This window comes from Spiroplasma endosymbiont of Sarcophaga variegata, from assembly GCF_965178695.1.
GTDB lineage: Bacteria > Bacillota_I > Bacilli_A > Mycoplasmatales > Mycoplasmataceae > Spiroplasma > Spiroplasma poulsonii.
On the sequence record NZ_CBCXVU010000002.1, the window covers coordinates 611,825 to 630,580 of the forward strand.

The 18,756-nt window shown below is 29.2% G+C and carries 16 protein-coding genes; 3 read left to right on the forward strand and 13 right to left on the reverse strand.

All coding sequences use genetic code 4. The features are described from left to right. Window positions 1-15: 15 nt before the first annotated feature. Window positions 16-1,590: a TrkH family potassium uptake protein gene (locus ACOBME_RS04970; protein WP_338964421.1), complete on the reverse strand. Its 1,575-nt coding sequence runs from the start codon at window positions 1,588-1,590 to the stop codon at window positions 16-18. A 104-nt stretch (window positions 1,591-1,694) separates the two neighbouring features. Between ACOBME_RS04970 and ACOBME_RS04975 the strand changes: the two genes are divergently transcribed. Then, a complete protein-coding gene (locus ACOBME_RS04975; RefSeq protein WP_338964424.1) occupies window positions 1,695-2,396 on the forward strand; it encodes a potassium channel family protein in 702 nt (233 codons plus the stop codon). 10 nt (window positions 2,397-2,406) lie between these two features. Here ACOBME_RS04975 and gatB read toward each other — a convergent pair whose 3' ends face one another. The 6 genes from gatB to ACOBME_RS05005 form a co-directional block, all read right to left on the reverse strand. Continuing rightward, window positions 2,407-3,849 (reverse strand): Asp-tRNA(Asn)/Glu-tRNA(Gln) amidotransferase subunit GatB, encoded by a 1,443-nt coding sequence (gatB, locus tag ACOBME_RS04980; protein WP_338964427.1) that lies wholly within the window; start codon window positions 3,847-3,849, stop codon window positions 2,407-2,409. Next, the gene (locus tag ACOBME_RS04985; RefSeq protein WP_338964430.1) at window positions 3,842-5,314 is read right to left on the reverse strand and encodes an amidase family protein; all 1,473 of its coding nucleotides are present in this window, start codon (window positions 5,312-5,314) and stop codon (window positions 3,842-3,844) included. The genes gatB and ACOBME_RS04985 overlap by 8 nt, the downstream gene beginning before the upstream one ends. Before the next feature lies 1 nt (window position 5,315). After that, on the reverse strand, window positions 5,316-5,609 hold the full coding sequence (gene gatC / locus ACOBME_RS04990) for an Asp-tRNA(Asn)/Glu-tRNA(Gln) amidotransferase subunit GatC (protein ID WP_338964433.1): 294 nt from the start codon (window positions 5,607-5,609) through the stop codon (window positions 5,316-5,318). A 1-nt stretch (window position 5,610) separates the two neighbouring features. Continuing rightward, window positions 5,611-7,614 carry an NAD-dependent DNA ligase LigA gene (gene ligA / locus ACOBME_RS04995; protein WP_338964436.1) on the reverse strand — a complete coding sequence of 668 codons (2,004 nt, stop codon included), beginning with the start codon at window positions 7,612-7,614 and terminating at the stop codon, window positions 5,611-5,613. Window positions 7,615-7,624: 10 nt separating this feature from the next. Continuing rightward, window positions 7,625-9,247: a hypothetical protein gene (locus ACOBME_RS05000; RefSeq protein ID WP_419334490.1), complete on the reverse strand. Its 1,623-nt coding sequence runs from the start codon at window positions 9,245-9,247 to the stop codon at window positions 7,625-7,627. Between the two features lie 113 nt (window positions 9,248-9,360). Next, complete coding sequence (locus tag ACOBME_RS05005; RefSeq protein WP_338964441.1) at window positions 9,361-9,843, reverse strand: PTS sugar transporter subunit IIA; 483 nt, start codon at window positions 9,841-9,843, stop codon at window positions 9,361-9,363. 167 nt (window positions 9,844-10,010) lie between these two features. Between ACOBME_RS05005 and ACOBME_RS05010 the strand changes: the two genes are divergently transcribed. Next, on the forward strand, window positions 10,011-10,976 hold the full coding sequence (locus ACOBME_RS05010; protein WP_419334492.1) for a transposase: 966 nt from the start codon (window positions 10,011-10,013) through the stop codon (window positions 10,974-10,976). A 106-nt stretch (window positions 10,977-11,082) separates the two neighbouring features. Here the strand turns inward: ACOBME_RS05010 and ACOBME_RS05015 are convergent, their stop codons facing one another. Both ACOBME_RS05015 and ptsP read right to left on the reverse strand, forming a co-directional pair. After that, window positions 11,083-11,370: a hypothetical protein gene (locus ACOBME_RS05015; RefSeq protein ID WP_338964444.1), complete on the reverse strand. Its 288-nt coding sequence runs from the start codon at window positions 11,368-11,370 to the stop codon at window positions 11,083-11,085. Between the two features lie 55 nt (window positions 11,371-11,425). Next, window positions 11,426-13,159 (reverse strand): phosphoenolpyruvate--protein phosphotransferase, encoded by a 1,734-nt coding sequence (gene ptsP, locus ACOBME_RS05020; RefSeq protein WP_419334495.1) that lies wholly within the window; start codon window positions 13,157-13,159, stop codon window positions 11,426-11,428. Window positions 13,160-13,832: 673 nt separating this feature from the next. Between ptsP and ACOBME_RS05025 the strand changes: the two genes are divergently transcribed. Beyond that, window positions 13,833-14,411 carry a nitroreductase family protein gene (locus ACOBME_RS05025; RefSeq protein WP_338966574.1) on the forward strand — a complete coding sequence of 193 codons (579 nt, stop codon included), beginning with the start codon at window positions 13,833-13,835 and terminating at the stop codon, window positions 14,409-14,411. 393 nt (window positions 14,412-14,804) lie between these two features. Here the strand turns inward: ACOBME_RS05025 and ACOBME_RS05030 are convergent, their stop codons facing one another. From ACOBME_RS05030 to ACOBME_RS05045, 4 genes are all read right to left on the reverse strand, one after another. Continuing rightward, window positions 14,805-14,993 (reverse strand): hypothetical protein, encoded by a 189-nt coding sequence (locus tag ACOBME_RS05030; RefSeq protein ID WP_338964448.1) that lies wholly within the window; start codon window positions 14,991-14,993, stop codon window positions 14,805-14,807. Window positions 14,994-15,233: 240 nt separating this feature from the next. Beyond that, entirely contained in the window at window positions 15,234-16,196 is a 963-nt protein-coding gene (locus ACOBME_RS05035) for an IS1/IS1595 family N-terminal zinc-binding domain-containing protein (protein ID WP_338963247.1), read from the reverse strand. A 234-nt stretch (window positions 16,197-16,430) separates the two neighbouring features. Then, the gene (locus tag ACOBME_RS05040; protein ID WP_338964459.1) at window positions 16,431-17,435 is read right to left on the reverse strand and encodes an NAD(P)-dependent oxidoreductase; all 1,005 of its coding nucleotides are present in this window, start codon (window positions 17,433-17,435) and stop codon (window positions 16,431-16,433) included. A gap of 38 nt (window positions 17,436-17,473) precedes the next feature. Then, the gene (locus tag ACOBME_RS05045) at window positions 17,474-18,688 is read right to left on the reverse strand and encodes an AEC family transporter (RefSeq protein WP_338964462.1); all 1,215 of its coding nucleotides are present in this window, start codon (window positions 18,686-18,688) and stop codon (window positions 17,474-17,476) included. Window positions 18,689-18,756 lie beyond the last annotated feature (68 nt).

The window sequence follows — 18,756 nt, forward strand, 5'->3', positions numbered from 1 at the left end:
TTATTTTTTAAAAAACTAACCAATTAAAATATTTTCTTCAACATAACTATACTCTTTTTCGCCAGTTCCACGAATTGAAACTAATAATGTTGATGAAACTCCCAATTTTCCAATAAACATTAATAAAATTAAAACTAACGTACTTAAAACCCCTAAATTATATAACTCCAGAAAACTTAAGATACTTAATCCCGTTGTCCCAAACGCACTACAAATTGTAAAAAAGGCATTTAAAACATCAATATTAGGATTTTCAGCACTAATACAAATAATAGCTCCCATAATTAGCGCTCCGGAAATTGTTGTTACAACTAATGCTCGTTTGACGGTTTCATTTGGAATTTTCCGTTTAAAAACATTGACACTATTATTATTTCGAACAATAGATCAAATTGTAATAATAATAATGGCCAAAGTTGTTGTTCGAATTCCTCCCGCCGTTGATGATGGCGCTGACCCAATAAACATCATAACTGACATCACAATTCGTGACCCCGGCAGGAATTTACTCATATCAACTGTTGAATAACCAGCATTTCTAGTTGACATTGTATTAAAGAAAATGTTCATAAACCCATTTCAATTGGACGTTGAATTTCGTAAAATGCTTTCAATATACGGTCCGTTTGGACTCGCTATTGCATTAAGATTAGTAAATTCAATTAATCAAACACTAAAAACGCCCGCAATTGATAATCCAACATAAGTAATTAAATTAATTTTTGTAAATAAAGTAAATTTAGCATGTTCTTTGCGTCGCCAAGCTACAAACTTACGTTTTAAATCATAAAAAGTTGGAAAACCTAAGCCCCCAATAACAAACTGAAACATAAAGACAAATTGCATAAAATAATTGCTATTGTAAGGCATTAATGATGAATTTCCAATAATATCAAATCCCGCATTATTAATAGAAGATATTGAGTGAAAAATCCCACTTCATAAACTTCGTAAAAAATTGTGGTGGGTTACATTATCAATCATATGTTTTCCTTCAATTGATGCTGATGAAAAATAAAAGTTACAAAATAATAAAATGGCTCCAAAGCATTCTAAAATAATTAAAAAAATAAAACTATTTTTAATTAAATCAACAGTGTGACCAAAATTACTACTTCCACGTTCTCCTTGCACCAACATTTTGTCTTTAATTGAAATGCGGCGTCCTAATCACACAAAAATCATAATTTTAAAAGTTGCAATCCCAAAACCACCAGTTTGGATTAGGATTAAAATTATTAACTGCCCCCAAAAACTATAATCAGCCGCCGGATTACTAATCGTAATTCCGGTATCAGAAAAAGCACTTGAAGCAGTAAATAATCCTACTAAATAATTTCATGAAAAATTATAGGTTCCTAAAACTTTTCCATATCCATCACTAACCACCCGATTAACATTATTAACAAAACCTGGAATTGATAACAACAATCCCCCTAAAAAAACAATTAAAATATAAACTAAAAATAATTTTCCCGCTATCTTTGAGAAAGGTAACCAATGGCGGCGACGTGCTAATGATGCTCCTGGGTCATTATTACGTTGCCGCTTACTATCGTTTTTTCTTTTAAAATATAACTGAGAAAACACCCTTTACGCCCCTCTTTCATTAATATTATATACTACAAGTACTAATTATTGCTAATAATAAAAAAAATAGTATAATTAAAATTGCAATAAGGGGGAAGAATTCAATGTCACGAAGAAAAAGTTTTGCAATTATTGGACTAAATAACTTTGGTCGTTCAATTATTGAAACATTAATTGTAAGAAAACAACATATTATGGTTTTTGATGTTGATCAAGCCAAAGTTAATAATATGATTGCTAGTTATGACCAAGTTGATGGTGTTGCATTAGATTCAACGGTTAAAGCAAATTTAATTGAGCAAGGATTAGACCAATACGATACAATAATCGTTACGATGGCAAGTAATATTGAAGCTAGTGTTTTAACAATCATTGGTTTACAAGATATTGGTATTACAAATATCATTTCAAAATCAAAAGATATTCGTCATACACGAATTTTAAAAGCACTAGGAATTACTAATATTGTCCAACCTGATACCATGGCTGGAAGCATTACTGCAACTAAAGCAATGTTTGATATTGAAATTGAGATCCAAACAGTTGATGAAAACTATGCATCATTAACAATCCAAGTAACTGACCCAAGTATTGAAGGGCAATCACTATCTGACTTACGTTTTATTAATAATAAAGATTACAATATTGTTTATGTTAAACGCAAAGGACGAGTTATTTTACCAGGGGATGTTGATTCAATCAAGTTAGACGATGAATTATTATTTATTGCTAAAATTAGTGCAATTAATGATTTAACCGTTAAACTGCAAAAAATTGATCATGAATATGAAAAAGATGGTAAATAACCATCTTTTTTTATTTTGTTTGTTTTGCTGTAATTAGGGCGAGAACTACTTGTTGCCCAATTTCTGGGGCAACTTGCCCTTTTGTTAACTTCATTAATTCTCCCATAAAGAACTTAACAACACGTTCTGGCCGTTGGTCATACTGTTCTAACATGGCTAAATTACTGTCAAAAACTGGTTCAATAATTGCTTTGATTTCAGCTGGATCACTAACTTGTTTTAACCCTAAATCAACAACAATTTTTGCTGGGGGATAATCCTCTGTTAAAATTCGTTGTAAAACTATTTTTGCTTGTTTATTAGAAATTACGTTCTTAGTAATTAATTCAATCATTGCTACTAAATTTTGCGGTGTTAATGCTGTTTCACCTAATGTTACATTTTTTTGATTTAAATAAGCGGTAACATCACCAATCAAATAATGAACAATTGTTTCATATTGTGATGATAACTTAATTGCTGCTTCAAAAAAAGTCATTAAATCATAATCTTGTAAGATAATATCAACATCAACCGCTTTTAAATTTAATTTCGTTAAATAACGCTGACGAATTGCTGCTGGTAGTTCTGGCATCTTATCTAAGACCGTTTTAATTCAAGTTGGTGATAATTGAATTGGAAAAATATTTGGCTCTGAAAAATACTTATAATCAGTCGCGTCTGTTTTTTTCCGCATTAAAACAGTTGTTTTAGTTTTTTCATCAAAACGGCGGGTTTCTTGTTCAACTGTTTGACCCATTAATAAAATTTCAGTTTGTCGTTTAATTTCATATTCAATTGCTTTTTCAACATTAGAAATTGAATTTAAATTTTTTAACTCCACTTTATTTCCAAAGGTTGAAATACCAACCGGGCGTAATGAAATATTAACATCACAACGAAGCGAACCTTCGTTCATTTTGGCATCACTAACTTGGGTATAAACTAAAATTTCTCGTAGCGCTTCTAAATACTTTCGAACTTGAAATGCTGATCGTAACATTGGGTGGGTAACAATCTCAATTAAACCAATTCCAGCACGATTATAGTCTAATAAGGTCCCAAAATCCTCATGTAATTGCTTTGCCGTATCTTCTTCAATGTGTAAACGTTCAATCGCAATTTCCAATGGTTTACCATTTTCATCAATAATTGTTAAATGCCCATTGCGCCCAATTGGATAATATTGTTGAGTAATTTGAAATCCTTTTGCTAAATCAGGATAATAATAGTTTTTTCGATCAAATTGAATAATTGGATCAATCGTTAGATTAAGTGCTTGACAAGCAAGCAATGCTAATTCAACTCCTTTTTTATTAACCACTGGCATTACCCCAGGATAACCAACATCCATTACGTTAACCATACTATTGGGTTTAGCACCATAAGTAACAAGTCCTGGTGAAAACATTTTTGTTTTTGTTTTTAATTCCACATGATTTTCAATTCCAATTATTACTTCAAAATTAACCATTGTTTTTTCCTCCCTCTGGAGCAACTCTATTCTTAATGCCAATTATTTCTTCAATTAGTAAACTGGCATTAAAGACCTTTTGGTCTGCAAAAGGAGCTGCATTAACATTAATTCCAATTGGCATATTATCAACAAAAGCAAGCGGTAATGTTAAAGAAGGATTTCCCATCAAATTACCTAAAACCAATAAATCATCAACATAATTTTCTAATTCTGCTTCGGTTAAAATTTGATCTTTAATATCACTAATTTTTGGAGCAACAGTTGATGCTGTTGGTAATAATAAAATATCATAGTCCTTAAAAACCGTCGTTAAAGCATCAACAATTAACCGGCGAACTCGTTTTGCTTTTAAGAATAACAGCGTTTGGTTTTCTTTTGATAAAGCATACGAACCAATGACATAACGACGCTTCACAACATGACCAAATCCTGCTGTTCGTGAATTCATCATTACTGCTTCGTAACTATCTCCATCAACTCGTGTTCCAAAGTTGATTCCATCCAACATGGAATGACTGCTTACTGCTTCAGCAAAAGAAATTACCATATAAACCGGTAACAATGCCTTTAGCAAGTCTTCGGGAAAATCAATTGCAGTAACCTTAATTCCTTGCGCTGTTAATTGCGTATATAAACTATCAAAATGTGTTTTGATTTCAGCAGGTAAAGCCGAATGAGCATTTTTTAAATAAGCAAATTTTTGGTTTTTAACTACTGATGATAAATTTTTAAAATAATTTTGTTCCTTACTTTTTAATGAAGTAGCATCTTGGTGATCTTCTTGTGCTAAATAATCAAAAACAATGGCACTATCTTCCACCGTACGAGTAAAATAACCCACGGTATCTAACGATGGCGCATAAGGAAAAACACCATAACGCGAAATTAAACCATAAGTTGGTTTAAAACCAATAATTCCACAGTAACCTGCTGGTTTACGAACCGAATCACCAGTATCTGTTCCTAAAGCAAAAGGTACCACGCCAGCAGCAACTAATGCTGCTGAACCTGATGATGACCCCCCTGTAATGCGGGTTAAATCTCATGGATTTAAAACATCACCAGTTAAAGCATATAATCCATGCCCCCCCATTCCAAGTTCATCTAAAGCACTTTTCCCTAACAAAATACTATTATTTTGTTTTAAAATATTAGTTACTGTTGATTCATAAGTGGGTACAAAATTTTCTAAAATTTTTGAACTTGCTGTTGTTTTAACCCCTTTTGTTGCAAAATTATCTTTTGCAAAATATGGTAAAGCAAATAAATAATTATTTGTTGATACGGGGACTTGATCTAGTTCTAACGCTAAAGCTGTTGCTGCTGTTGTTAATTCAGTTACGGTTGCATTTAAAACTTGATGCTTTGCTAAATTAGCAAAAGCTTCCTTAACAATTTGTGATGGCGTAATTTTTTTAGTTATCAAAAGTTGATGTAATTCTTTAATTGAATAATATGTCATACTATTTAACCACCTTATTAATTACGATATAATCATCCATTGTTTTTGGAGCTGCTGCTAAAATTTCTGCCTGAGAAGAAACAACGGCTGCATCGTCTTCACGTAAATAATCAACCGTTAATTCAAACGGAAAATGCATTGAATGAACATTCGTTGTATCAATTTTTTGCACTAAATCCATTTGTTGTAAAATAACATCAAACTCTTTACTCAAATTTGTTAACTCTTCATCTTTTAAATCCAACATGATATTATTTGCTAATAAATGTAAGTCCTCTTTTGTAATTCTTGCCATATTATTCCTCCTTTATTAATAAATTATTAAATTCTTCCTCATTAATAATTTTAACATTTAATTTTTGTGCTTTTACTAATTTACTACCTGCATCACTACCAGCTAACAAATAAGTTGTTTTAGCACTAACACTATCTGAAGTTTGACCACCATAACTTTCAATTAACTCTTTAAAATATTCTCGTGGTTTTGATAAAACACCAGTAATAACAAAACGATAATTTTCAAATTTTTGTGACAATGTTTGATTAGTAACAAGATATGTCATATTAATCCCTTGTTGCTGTAACAAAGCAATTTCTTGTTGATTTGCTACAATAGCAAAATAATCAACAACACTAGCTGCAACAATTGGGCCAACATCATTAATAACTGATAATTGTTCAATATTCATTGCAGCTAATTCTGCTATTGTTTTAAATTGTCGCGCTAATAATTTTGCTGTTTTTTGGCCAACATGACGAATTCCTAATCCAAATAATAATCGTTCTAATGAATTTTGTTTTGAATTATTAATTGAAGTAATCATATTTTCAAAAGATTTTTCCCCAAAGTTTTCTAATTGAATAATTTCCGCACGATATTGTGATAATTGATATAAATCACTAAAACTCTTTAAATATCCTATTTTATATAATCGTTCAATATTTTTTTCACTAACCCCCTCAATATTCATTGCGTTACGAGAACAATAATGTTCTAATCCCCGCGTGATTTTCTTTGGGCAAACTGAGTTAATACAATATTGATCGACTTCCCCCGTTACTCGTTCTAATAAAGACTGACACTCGGGGCAGTGCGTTGCTTCTTGTCATTTTTTCGCTTTTTGCTGACGACGCTCAACAACATAATTAATAACCTCGGGAATTATATCACCCGCTTTTTTAACTTGAACATCATCGCCAATTCGAATATCACGTTCAGTAATAAAATCAGCATTATGTAAGGTTGCTGCACGAACAATTGTCCCCGCAATACGAACTGGTTCTAACACAGCATTATAAGTAATCCGCCCTGTTCGCCCAACAGATGGAAAAATATTAAGTAATTTTGTAACCACTACTTCTGCTGGAAATTTATAAGCAATCGCTCATTTTGGGTTTTTTGCAGTATAACCAATTCGATTATATAGACTTAAATTATTTACTTTAATGACAATTCCATCAATTTCATATCCTAACTGATGACGTTTTGGTTCATATTCTTGGATATATGCTCAAACAGCAGCAATATTTGAACAATAACGATATTCTGGATTTGTTTTAAATTTTAATTGTTCTAAACTTTGCAATGAATCATATTGAGTTTGAATTTCATCGCCTAGGGCATTAACATAATAATATAAAAAAGCATTTAAATTTCGTTTTGCCACAATTGTTGAATCCAATTGACGTAATGTTCCAGCAGCAGCATTACGAGGATTAGCAAATTCTGGTTCACCAAGTTTAATTCGTTCATCGTTAATTTTGTTAAATTCTTCCAATGACAAATAAACTTCCCCCCGAACAGTTAAATTTGGGTGATCAATTCGTAGTGGTACTGATTTTATTTTTTTAATATTAACAGTAACATCTTCACCAATCACACCATCACCTCGTGTAGCGCCCATTATTAATAAATGATTTTCATAAACCAGTGAAATTGATAATCCATCAATTTTTAACTCACACGTATATTCAACTTCTGATAACCCCGTCAACTCTTTAATTTGTTCATCAAAATGAATTAAATCATCATAATTAAAAGCATTTGCCAAACTTAACATTGGTGTATTATGGACATATTTATTAAATTTTTCACTAATTTGACCCGAAACCCGTTGGGTTGGTGAATCAATTGTAATCAATTCACTATATTGTTGTTCAATTGCGATTAATTCTTGCATTGCCCGATCATATTCTTGGTCACTAACACTCGGGGCATCATTAACATAGTACTCATAATTTCATTTATCCAACTGTTCTCTTAGCACTAAACTTCGTTTTTTTGCTGCTTCAAAATTCATAATTTCCTCCTTATTTCATTGCTCTTAATTTCTGCTTATTGTGGGGTGGCATAGTTGGCTTTTTGAAATGTCACTTTTTAAAGGGCTTAATACGTAGGGCATAAACACTAATATTTAAGGCAACTAATAATGCAACAATGAAGACCGTAGCATTGTTTAATAACGCTTGTTCATTAAAAATTAAAATTAGAAAACGTCCCACTAATGGATTGAAAAACGTTACTGTTAAAAGAGATAACATATTAATTGGTGTTTTTGCCAAAAAATTTGGGATTTGTTCAAAAAACAATAATCAAATTAGCGCTAACCCCAAGAAAATAAAGGAAATGATTAAGAAAACAATATTCGTTCATAGTTGAAAGCGCATAAATTCTAACTGAACATATAATGCCGAAGCAATATTTTCTAACGTTCAAAAGTTCAAATTATTTTCCCCCGTTGCTAAAACAACAACTGAAATTAAAGTGAAAATAAACGGCACCACAAACAATAATTTATTGCGACCAACATACATTATCAACTCAATATCATGGACACGAGAATAATTTCGATATAATAAGATTGATAAAATTAACATTAATAAAAATAACCCTAAGAAAATAAAAATTAATAAGAAGTTTTTGATTTGAGCATTATAAAAAATAAAACATAACGTTGGAAATAAAGTGAACTTAACCATATCTTTTAAGAAATTAGTTTGATATTTTAGCATCGTAATCAATGTTGAAACACAAATAATAAGTAACATAATATAGGACGCATCTCATTCAAAAGTAATATAACTTGAAAAAATAATTCCAATAATTCATGGCATATTACGACTACGATATTCTTCATTAGTATAAATTGTCATTAAGATAAATGTTACAAAGAACAGACTTGTTAACATATTTTGCGGATATCATGAATCATAACCAAAATAATAAATTAATAATTTTGATGCTGATAAAACTAGCAAAGATAATAACCCAATTAAGAAACGATTACTTTTTTTATTAGCAAAGTTACTTAATAATGTTACAAAAATCGAAGCAAATAACATTGCATCTAAAATATTTAATAAATTTCAAATAATTTCACTTGGATCAATTCCTGTCATTACAAATCACACTGAAACATTAGTAAATCACGAAAGTGAAGCTAAAGCACGAACATTTCCAACAATAACATCCGGATTTAATTTAAAAATAATATTATTATCAACAGAATCATACCGATAAAAACTTAAAATATACGTATTAGTAATGTTTAATCCCGACGGTGAAATAAAATAATTTTTTAAATAATATAAAACCATAAAGACTCCAAATGCCACAAAGAAAATGGCATGGTTTCAATCTCATAAATTAATGTTAAACCAATAACGAATAAATAATAATAAAAATAATGAATATAAAATATTAATGGATAATAACGAATAAACTAAAATGATATAGCGTAAATCAGTAATTAATTCTAACGTAATCAATAAAAAAGAAATTACAGCAAAATAAAAGAAAAAACCCATAATCATCCCAAAATAAATGTTCTTAGTTCGAATCTTTAAAACTTCTGCTAAAATTGATCCTGTGGAAGAAAAAACTCAATAATAATATAGAAAAAAGGCAATCGCAATTAAAACTATTTTTGTCATTTCATCTTCTCCTCTTCTTAACAATTATAGCAAAAACGCGGCAAAATATTAGGGATCTTCCAAAAATAAAAGTGATTTTTAATTATAAAATCACTTATTATTTAGCTTATTTCCTATTTGATAATAGCAATAACTTCCCCTTGTTTTACTTTTCCTTCTTTAACAACGGTAATTGTTCTACCACTCATTGTTTCTGGTGTAAACACAATTGGTGTATCTAAACTTGGTACTTTCTCTGCTTTTAAAACAGCTAAATCAACTTCACATAACAAGTCGCCTTGTTTTACATTATCATCTTGTTTCACTTTAATATCAAATCCTTTACCATCTAATGAAACAGTATCCATTCCGATGTGTAATAACATTTCAACACCAATATTACTTTTAATTCCATAAGCATGCCCTGTTGGAAAAACAGTAATTAATTTTCCAGCCACTGGGGCAACAAAGTTTCCTGCACTTGGTTTAATTGCTAAACCATCACCTAACATTTTTTGTGAAAATACTTCATCCTCAACTTTATCTAAGGCAATAATCTCACCATCCACTGGGGCAATAATTTCAAGTTCTTTTAATTTTTTACTAAACAATCCCATCATTTCTTCTCCTTATTCTTTTAATCAGACACTGCTATTATATATAATTAGTATACTATAAATTAATTAAATTTACTTGCTATTTTTCTTTAATTTTGTCGAAAACTCTTGATATTTATAAAATATACCTAAAATTAGGTATATTTTTAATATATGGAGGTAAATAAATGATGAAAAAAATAATTACAGAATTAATAAATAGCTTAACAGATGATCAATTTTTAGAATTTTATGAAAAAATAAAACAACAAGCAGACTTAATTAAAAAACAAAAACGTTTAAATGAAATTGATCAAAAATTTAGAGATAAAGGCATTATATGTCCTAATTGCAAATCTTTTCATTGTGTTAAAAATGGTCATAATTCCGAAGGAAAACAAAAATATTTATGTAAAAAATGTCGTGCTAGTTTTGATGCATTTCGTCATCATTTTACTTATTGAAGTCATTTAAATTATGAACAGTGAAATTTATTAATTCAAATTTCATTGTTAGGACAATCTAGTAAAATAATTTCTCGTTTTATTAAAACAACCCCAAAAACCGCTTGATATAATCGACAAAAATTAATGCAATCAAAACAATTAGAAAATACACAGTTAAAATTTAAAAAATTAAATGGTCAAATCCAAATGGATGAAACATTTATTAAAGAAATTCATAAAGGCAATTTTAAAGATAAATTTGATAAACGAAAAACTCATCTCGATCCATTTTCAACTGATACCAAATGCTGTATTCAAATGGCAGTTGATAGCAATAATAATATTTTTGTTCAATCCACCAATACCAAAAGATTACAAAAACAATGGATTATTGAAAATATGAATAAGCAACTAATTAAAGAAAAATCAATAATTATTTCTGATATGCAACCACTATATTTATTAGTAGCAAAACAAACAAATTCTACTCTATATTCCACCAAAACTAGTACAAACCCTGATACTAGTTATCAAAAGTTAAATAAGATTAGTAAATTACAATCCAGTCTTAAAGAAGCCTTAATTCATTATCATCATGGTTTGGGTTTCACTAATATTCAAAATTATTTAAAGCTCTGAAAATGAAAATACCAACACAAAGGTTTAACACCAAACCAACAATCAACGGTATTATATTTTAACGTTTAAAAAATTTAAAGCAAAATCATAATCTTACACAAAATTAGTTTTCAAATTGTCATATTGATGATTTTTTTTATTTCATCAAGAGTTTTCGACAAAATTAAAGCTATTTTTAAAACAAGGGAAAATCAGCTAGTTGATTAACTAAAACTAAGATTAAACCAATTAAACAAAAAACACAACATAAAAAAAGAATTAAATATTTATTTTTTCGAAAAGCAGCCCGAATTGTTAATTTTTGTTTGGTTGTAAAGTCATCATTATGTGAATTTTGACGAGCTTTCCGTGACTGTCATCACCATCAACCACCACTTGCAATTGATAACAATGTAAACAATACAACCAAAACAATTAAGACTGATACTGGAATATTACTTGCTTGCGCATTTAAATAAAACATTAAAATCACCTATTTAATAAAAAAATAACACTAATAGTGTTATTTTATCAAAAATTTAAACATTTAAAGCACTTTTTGTTGTTTTTTGTACTAAAGCTAATACTTCTTCAGCGGTTTGACAAGTTAGAGCTTTTGCCACTAATTGTTCCATCGCTGGAACTTCTAATTTACTAATAACTCGACGGGCATTTAAAATACTTGTTGCTGACATTGAAAAGTAATCTAACTTCATTCCCATTAAAAGGGGAATTGCTTGTTCTTCTCCCGCCATCTCACCACACATTCCAACTCATTTGCCTTCTTTATGAGCTCCATCAATAATTGTTTTGATTAAACGTAAAATTGATGGATTATATGGTTGATATAAATAAGCAACAAATTGACTCATCCGATCAGCTGCCATTGTGTATTGAATTAAATCGTTTGTTCCGATTGAAAAGAAATCAGCATGTTTTGCAAACTGGTCCGCCAACACAGCTGCTGATGGAATTTCCATCATCATTCCAATTTCAATATTATCCGCAACTTGATGTCCGGCTTTAATTAGATTTGCTTTTTCTTCTAATGTAATTTCTTTTGCTGCTTTAAATTCATCAATTGTAGCAATCATTGGGAACATAATACCAAGTTTCCCGTGGACACTCGCGCGTAATAAAGCTCGTAATTGTGTTCGAAACACATCCGTTTTATCTAAACATAATCGAATCGCACGATAACCTAAAAATGGATTCATTTCTTCTGGGAATTTAAAATATGATAGTTTTTTATCTCCCCCAATATCCAACGTACGAATAATTACTGGTCGGTTTTGCATTCCTTCTAACACGCCTTTATATGCTTTATATTGTTCATCTTCCGTTGGAAAATGATCATTATCCATATATAAGAACTCACTTCTAAAGAGTCCAATTCCTTGGCCACCATTATCTAACACCCCTTGAACATCTTTTGGGGCCCAAATGTTACCTTCTAAAACAAATTTTTGGTATCCATCTTTTGATACGGTGGTTTTATCTTTAAATGCTAATAATTCTTGTTGCAATTGGAAAAACTTTGTTCGTTCTGCGGTTCAAGTTTTAATCTCGTCAGCTGATGGGGCTAAAATAACCTCCCCAGTTGTTCCATTAATCATCATCGCTTCATTATGTTTTGCATGTTTTGTAACATCTTTTAGGCCTAACACTGCCGGAATTTCTAAACTACGAGCCATAATAGCAGCATGGCTAGTTCTTCCCCCCATATCACAACTAAATCCTTTTGCAAATTTAGGGGCCAATTGCGCTGTTTGTGATGGTGTTAAATCTTCTGCGACAATAATAACTTCTTCATTAATTGTTGCTAAATCTAACACCGGCACATTTAAAATATATTTAATTAACCGATCAGTTACATCTTTGATATCCGCTGCTCTTTCCTTAAAGTATGGATCCTCCATTCCAGCAAATATTGTAATAAATTTCTGTGCAACAGTATGAATTGCATAAGCCGCATTGTTTTTATCATTATTAATCATTTTTTTTGCTTCATCAATCATCGCCGGATCCTGTAAAATCTGACTATGGGCTTCGAAGATCGCCGCTTTCTCAGCTCCCAATTTTTCTAAGGCAGTTTCTTGTAATTTTTCAATATCAGCATTTGCCTTCTTCATTGCTGTTTCTAAACTCTTAATTTCACTAGCTGAATCAGAAACCGTATTATTTGAAATCTCATATTTTGGTTCTTCTAATTTAAAAACTTTTGCAATTGCAATTCCATTACTCGCACCTATTCCGTGCAGTTTTTTTGACATAATAAAAATTCCTCACTTCTCTTTCTACTAAAACTATTTTTATTATATACTGAAAATTGGAAAATTACTGTAATTTAAGCATAGTTTTCATCCTCAAATTATTATTTTTATTACAATTTACAAAGTTCATCAAAAATTATTTAAAAATTAAAATGATACCCCACCCAACTCACGAATCTTATAAACTAAATTATTAGATGTGTGGCACTCCCACATTTCCTGTTTTCTATTCTCTTGTAAATATATTCAGCAAGAGTTATAATGATATGGATTATTTAATATAGTTTTTTTATTTTTGTATTAATCAAAGTACATTTTTAAATTAAATTATTATTAAATAATAAAAAATTTTAATTTTAGTTATGTTATTAATTATTTGATTATAAAATAAAGCAAATTTATTTACTAATAAAAAACATTAATTAAAATTAAAAAATAGTAAAACATTTATAATATCATCAAGTATCAAAATCATTAAAACAAAATATTTTATCAATATTATACATTTATAGTTCAATTCTTCGTTTGATAATGATAAATGCGGTACATGACTTTGATTATGGTCATTTAAAATAATCAACAAATATTAATTATCAACAGGGAGAACAAAGCAATATGAAAACAGTAGAACAAGCAATTAAATTTCGCCGTTCAATGTCTGGTTTTAATACAAATAAAAAAAGAAGATTTGAACTTAATTTTAAATGCTGGTCGGTTAGCTCCAAGTGCACTTGGATCAGAACCAACAAGAATTTTAGCAATAAGAAATAATCATGTTAAAGAAAAACTAGCTGAAATTTCTTATGATGAACCAAACTGAAAAAAGGTGAAAACAACAGATGTTTTAATTCTTTTTGTATCAGTAAAAGGAGATATTTTAAACAGTAAAACATTTATTAAAAATAGATTAGATAGATGGGGTTTGCCAGAAGACCAATTAGAAGACCGCGTTGATTCTTATTTAGAATATCTAAAACAATTTGATTGTGATAGTTATTCAATCAACAAAGCATTTATATCTGCAGCATATATGAGCTTACAAGCTGCATCAATAGAAGTTTATTCAACAATCATGCAAGGTTTTAATTTAACTAAGTTAAATGATTGTTTAAATAAAAAAGGATATATAAATAAAGAAAAAGAATCTGTCCATTTATCAATGGCAATTGGTTTATCTAATAAAGAACTGAAAAATAAAATTTATCCACAAGTTCAATTATCATCAGAAGAATTATACACATTAATCGACTAAAAAAATACCCTTAATTGAAAATATTAAGGATATTTTTTTATTTAGTTTATTCTAAACAAAATCAATATAATTGTCTACAATATTGTGGTTAAATCAACTGCTTCTGCAATACATAGAATAAATAATGATTAGATCGGTTTTATTAACAAGTAACTAAAATAATAGTTTTAGCATATTTGCTCTTATCATTTATTTAACAAAATAAAAAATGCCTTTTCATTTTAAAGATAGCGCGGAAGATTATATCAACGACTCTTAATAATTCCGTTGGTAAAGATTCGGTATCAATAACTGCCAATAAATAACGTATGATTATTAAAATTAAAATTTTGGTAAGTCTTTTCTGACATTTGACGAAGTTTTCTGGCGCTATAAATAACAAACCATCTTTCATTACACAAAAAAAGCATAATCTGGAATTAACTCGGTTAAATCAAGTGTTCCTCCTGAAGTTCTCAATTTTCTTTGTACAAAAAAAATAAATAATTTATTATTTTGATTGTTTAATTTTCATCTTTTATGAAATGATTTAAAATTAGAACAACAATCATCACAAATTGGATGTAAAACATCAGCACGCATTTAAAAAATGTTCCCCTCTTTCTTTTAAATTAAGTAATAGCGTTAGTTTAAATAAAAAAATTTGTAAATAAAATATAAATAGAGTTTATAGTTTTTTGCTAATTAAATTATAATGGATTTTTTATATTTTTAAATATATTCTTTAATTTTGTCGAAAACTCTTGATGAAATAAAAAAAATCATCAATATGACAATTTGAAAACTAATTTTGTGTAAGATTATGATTTTGCTTTAAATTTTTTAAACGTTAAAATATAATACCGTTGATTGTTGGTTTGGTGTTAAACCTTTGTGTTGGTATTTTCATTTTCAGAGCTTTAAATAATTTTGAATATTAGTGAAACCCAAACCATGATAATGAATTAAGGCTTCTTTAAGACTGGATTGTAATTTACTAATCTTATTTAACTTTTGATAACTAGTATCAGGGTTTGTACTAGTTTTGGTGGAATATAGAGTAGAATTTGTTTGTTTTGCTACTAATAAATATAGTGGTTGCATATCAGAAATAATTATTGATTTTTCTTTAATTAGTTGCTTATTCATATTTTCAATAATCCATTGTTTTTGTAATCTTTTGGTATTGGTGGATTGAACAAAAATATTATTATTGCTATCAACTGCCATTTGAATACAGCATTTGGTATCAGTTGAAAATGGATCGAGATGAGTTTTTCGTTTATCAAATTTATCTTTAAAATTGCCTTTATGAATTTCTTTAATAAATGTTTCATCCATTTGGATTTGACCATTTAATTTTTTAAATTTTAACTGTGTATTTTCTAATTGTTTTGATTGCATTAATTTTTGTCGATTATATCAAGCGGTTTTTGGGGTTGTTTTAATAAAACGAGAAATTATTTTACTAGATTGTCCTAACAATGAAATTTGAATTAATAAATTTCACTGTTCATAATTTAAATGACTTCAATAAGTAAAATGATGACGAAATGCATCAAAACTAGCACGACATTTTTTACATAAATATTTTTGTTTTCCTTCGGAATTATGACCATTTTTAACACAATGAAAAGATTTGCAATTAGGACATATAATGCCTTTATCTCTAAATTTTTGATCAATTTCATTTAAACGTTTTTGTTTTTTAATTAAGTCTGCTTGTTGTTTTATTTTTTCATAAAATTCTAAAAATTGATCATCTGTTAAGCTATTTATTAATTCTGTAATTATTTTTTTCATCATTTATTTACCTCTATATATTAAAAATATACCTAATTTTAGGTATATTTTATAAATATCAAGAGTTTTCGACAAAATTAAAGAATATATTTATTATTATATTAAAAAAAGACACTAATGTCTTTTATCAAATAATTTGTAGTTAACTCTTGTAAAACAAACAAATAATTTGCTGAGATTAAGCAAATTATTTGAATCAATATTTTGTTTTCCTACTGTTTGTAAATTTATCTTAAATTAGATTTTATTTTTTGTTTCACCAGTTGTTAAAATTTCTTTTAAATTTTCATATGTTGTTTCAACCATATTTTTAACCGCTTCATCGGTATATGAACCGACGTGTGGAGTAATAATTACCCGTGGATATAATGTTAATAGTTTATTAGTAATGTCATCTGGCATTTTTTCACCCTTAAAATCTTTAAAGAAAACATCACCTTCATTTTCTAAAACATCTAAGCCAACCCCTTTTAAATGGTTTGACTTTACTGCTTCATAAACAGCTTCACTATCCATTAATTGTCCTCGTGCGGCATTAATTAAAACGGACCCTGGTTTCATTTTTGCTAAAAATTCTTTATTAACTAAATGATGATTTTCCTCTTTAATATATGGACAATGCAATGAAATTAAATCTGATTCTTTAATTAATGTGTCTAAATCAGTATAAGTTAAAATTTCTTTTGCTGCATCACTTTCATAGATATCTTGTCCTAGAACTTTTGCTCCCATCCCATGTCATGCTTTTGCTGTCTCAAATCCAATGCGTCCTGTTCCAATAATTCCAATTGTTGAATTACGAATTTCTTTTGCAAACATAAAATCATCAACCTTAAAATTAGTATTTTTTTCATTATTCGCCATATAAAATAAATTTCGTAACAAAGCATTTCCCATTGCAACCGCTAGTTCACTCACAGCATTTGGTGAGTAACCTGGAACATAAGCCATCTTAAATCCTAATTCATACGCTTTTGCTAAATCAATGTGATTATACCCAACTGTTCTTGTCAATAAATATTTAACACCATATTCTTTCATCTTTAATAAGTTTTCCTCATAACAATCACAATTAGCTCGCACCATGACAGCATTATGGCCTTTCGCTGTTGCAATATTATCTTTTGTTAAATATTCTTCGATTAAAGTTAACTCATAACCATATTTTTCATTTAACTGTTCAAAAAATGGACGTTCAGTTTTACGAACCCCATAACAAACCATTTTAATTTTTGTACTCATTAATATTTTCTCCTAATTTGTATTAATTGTTATTTTTCCTAATATGTAAATAATGAAGTTGCTCCAATTGCTGTTGTAATAATTACTCAGAATGGTAACGAAATAATTGAAAATAACGTTGAAACTAATGTTAAGTTACTTGTTAACATTTGTTGTTTATTATAGCCAATTGAATATGCAACAATTACCGAAGCTGGTGGTGCTGCTAACATAATAACAATTACCGCTAATCCGATTGAATCTAATTTTCATGCGCCAATTTGTTTTCCAATTACGGCAAAAATAACTGCCAACACTAACCCAACCACTGGTGCTAAAATAACTTTCATCATCATTCCATACCATACTTTTTTATCTTGCATTGCTTCGCGAATTTTTCCTTTCGCCAATGTCATCCCAATTGCTAATCAAGCTAATGGTGTACAGACTCCTTCTAATGTTTTTGTTATTTTAAATAATGGTGGGAAAGAATTATCTAATCGTAATGGTGAAAATAATTTACCACTACCAATCGCATTTTGATCAGGAACAACTGCAATTCCTGGAATTAACTGTGTTACTCAAAAGATAAATCCAATAATTGTTGCAATTAAAATTGGATTAACAAAAATTTGTTTTAAGTTTGCTTTAACCGTTGCCATTTTTTTAACTCGCATTTCAGCTTTTACTTGGGCATAACCAGCTGGATCCATTTTGACATCAACAACTGTTTCAACTGTTGTTTGCCCAACTGGTGCTAACTGACCTGCCACTGGTTTACTCATTACAATAAACCCTAATGAATATAAGAATACTCGATAAGGAATATTAAAGATATTAGCTGGTAAAGCTGCTTTCCCCGCTCCGAATAAAGCAGTCACAACTGGAATTCCGAAGAAAGTAGTTGAGGCAAAAACAGTACACATTGCTAAAGTATCTCGAACATCTTGATCATATTTAATGTAAAAATATTTTGCAACAATTCCTAAAATAATATAAAATAAAAATCCCACTAATAAAATGGCTGCTTGTGTTTTAACTTGTTCAACAGTTGTATCAGCCATAAACCCATCAAATGCTAAACATGGTAAACCAACTACCATTACAATTTTAATTAAAACTGCTTCTCAGTCTTTTTTAAAGGTTCCCCGTTTTGTTAAAAATCAACCCAAAAAAATCACAAACATCGTCGCAATAATTGCACTTCAAAAGCCCCATGCTTTTAAAGTATCAACAACCGCTTGCCCAACATCCGCTTGTAAATATAAATGCATTAACTTGCGTCTCCTCTCATTTTTCTAATAATGTACTTTTGTACTACTAATATTATACAATAATAGTG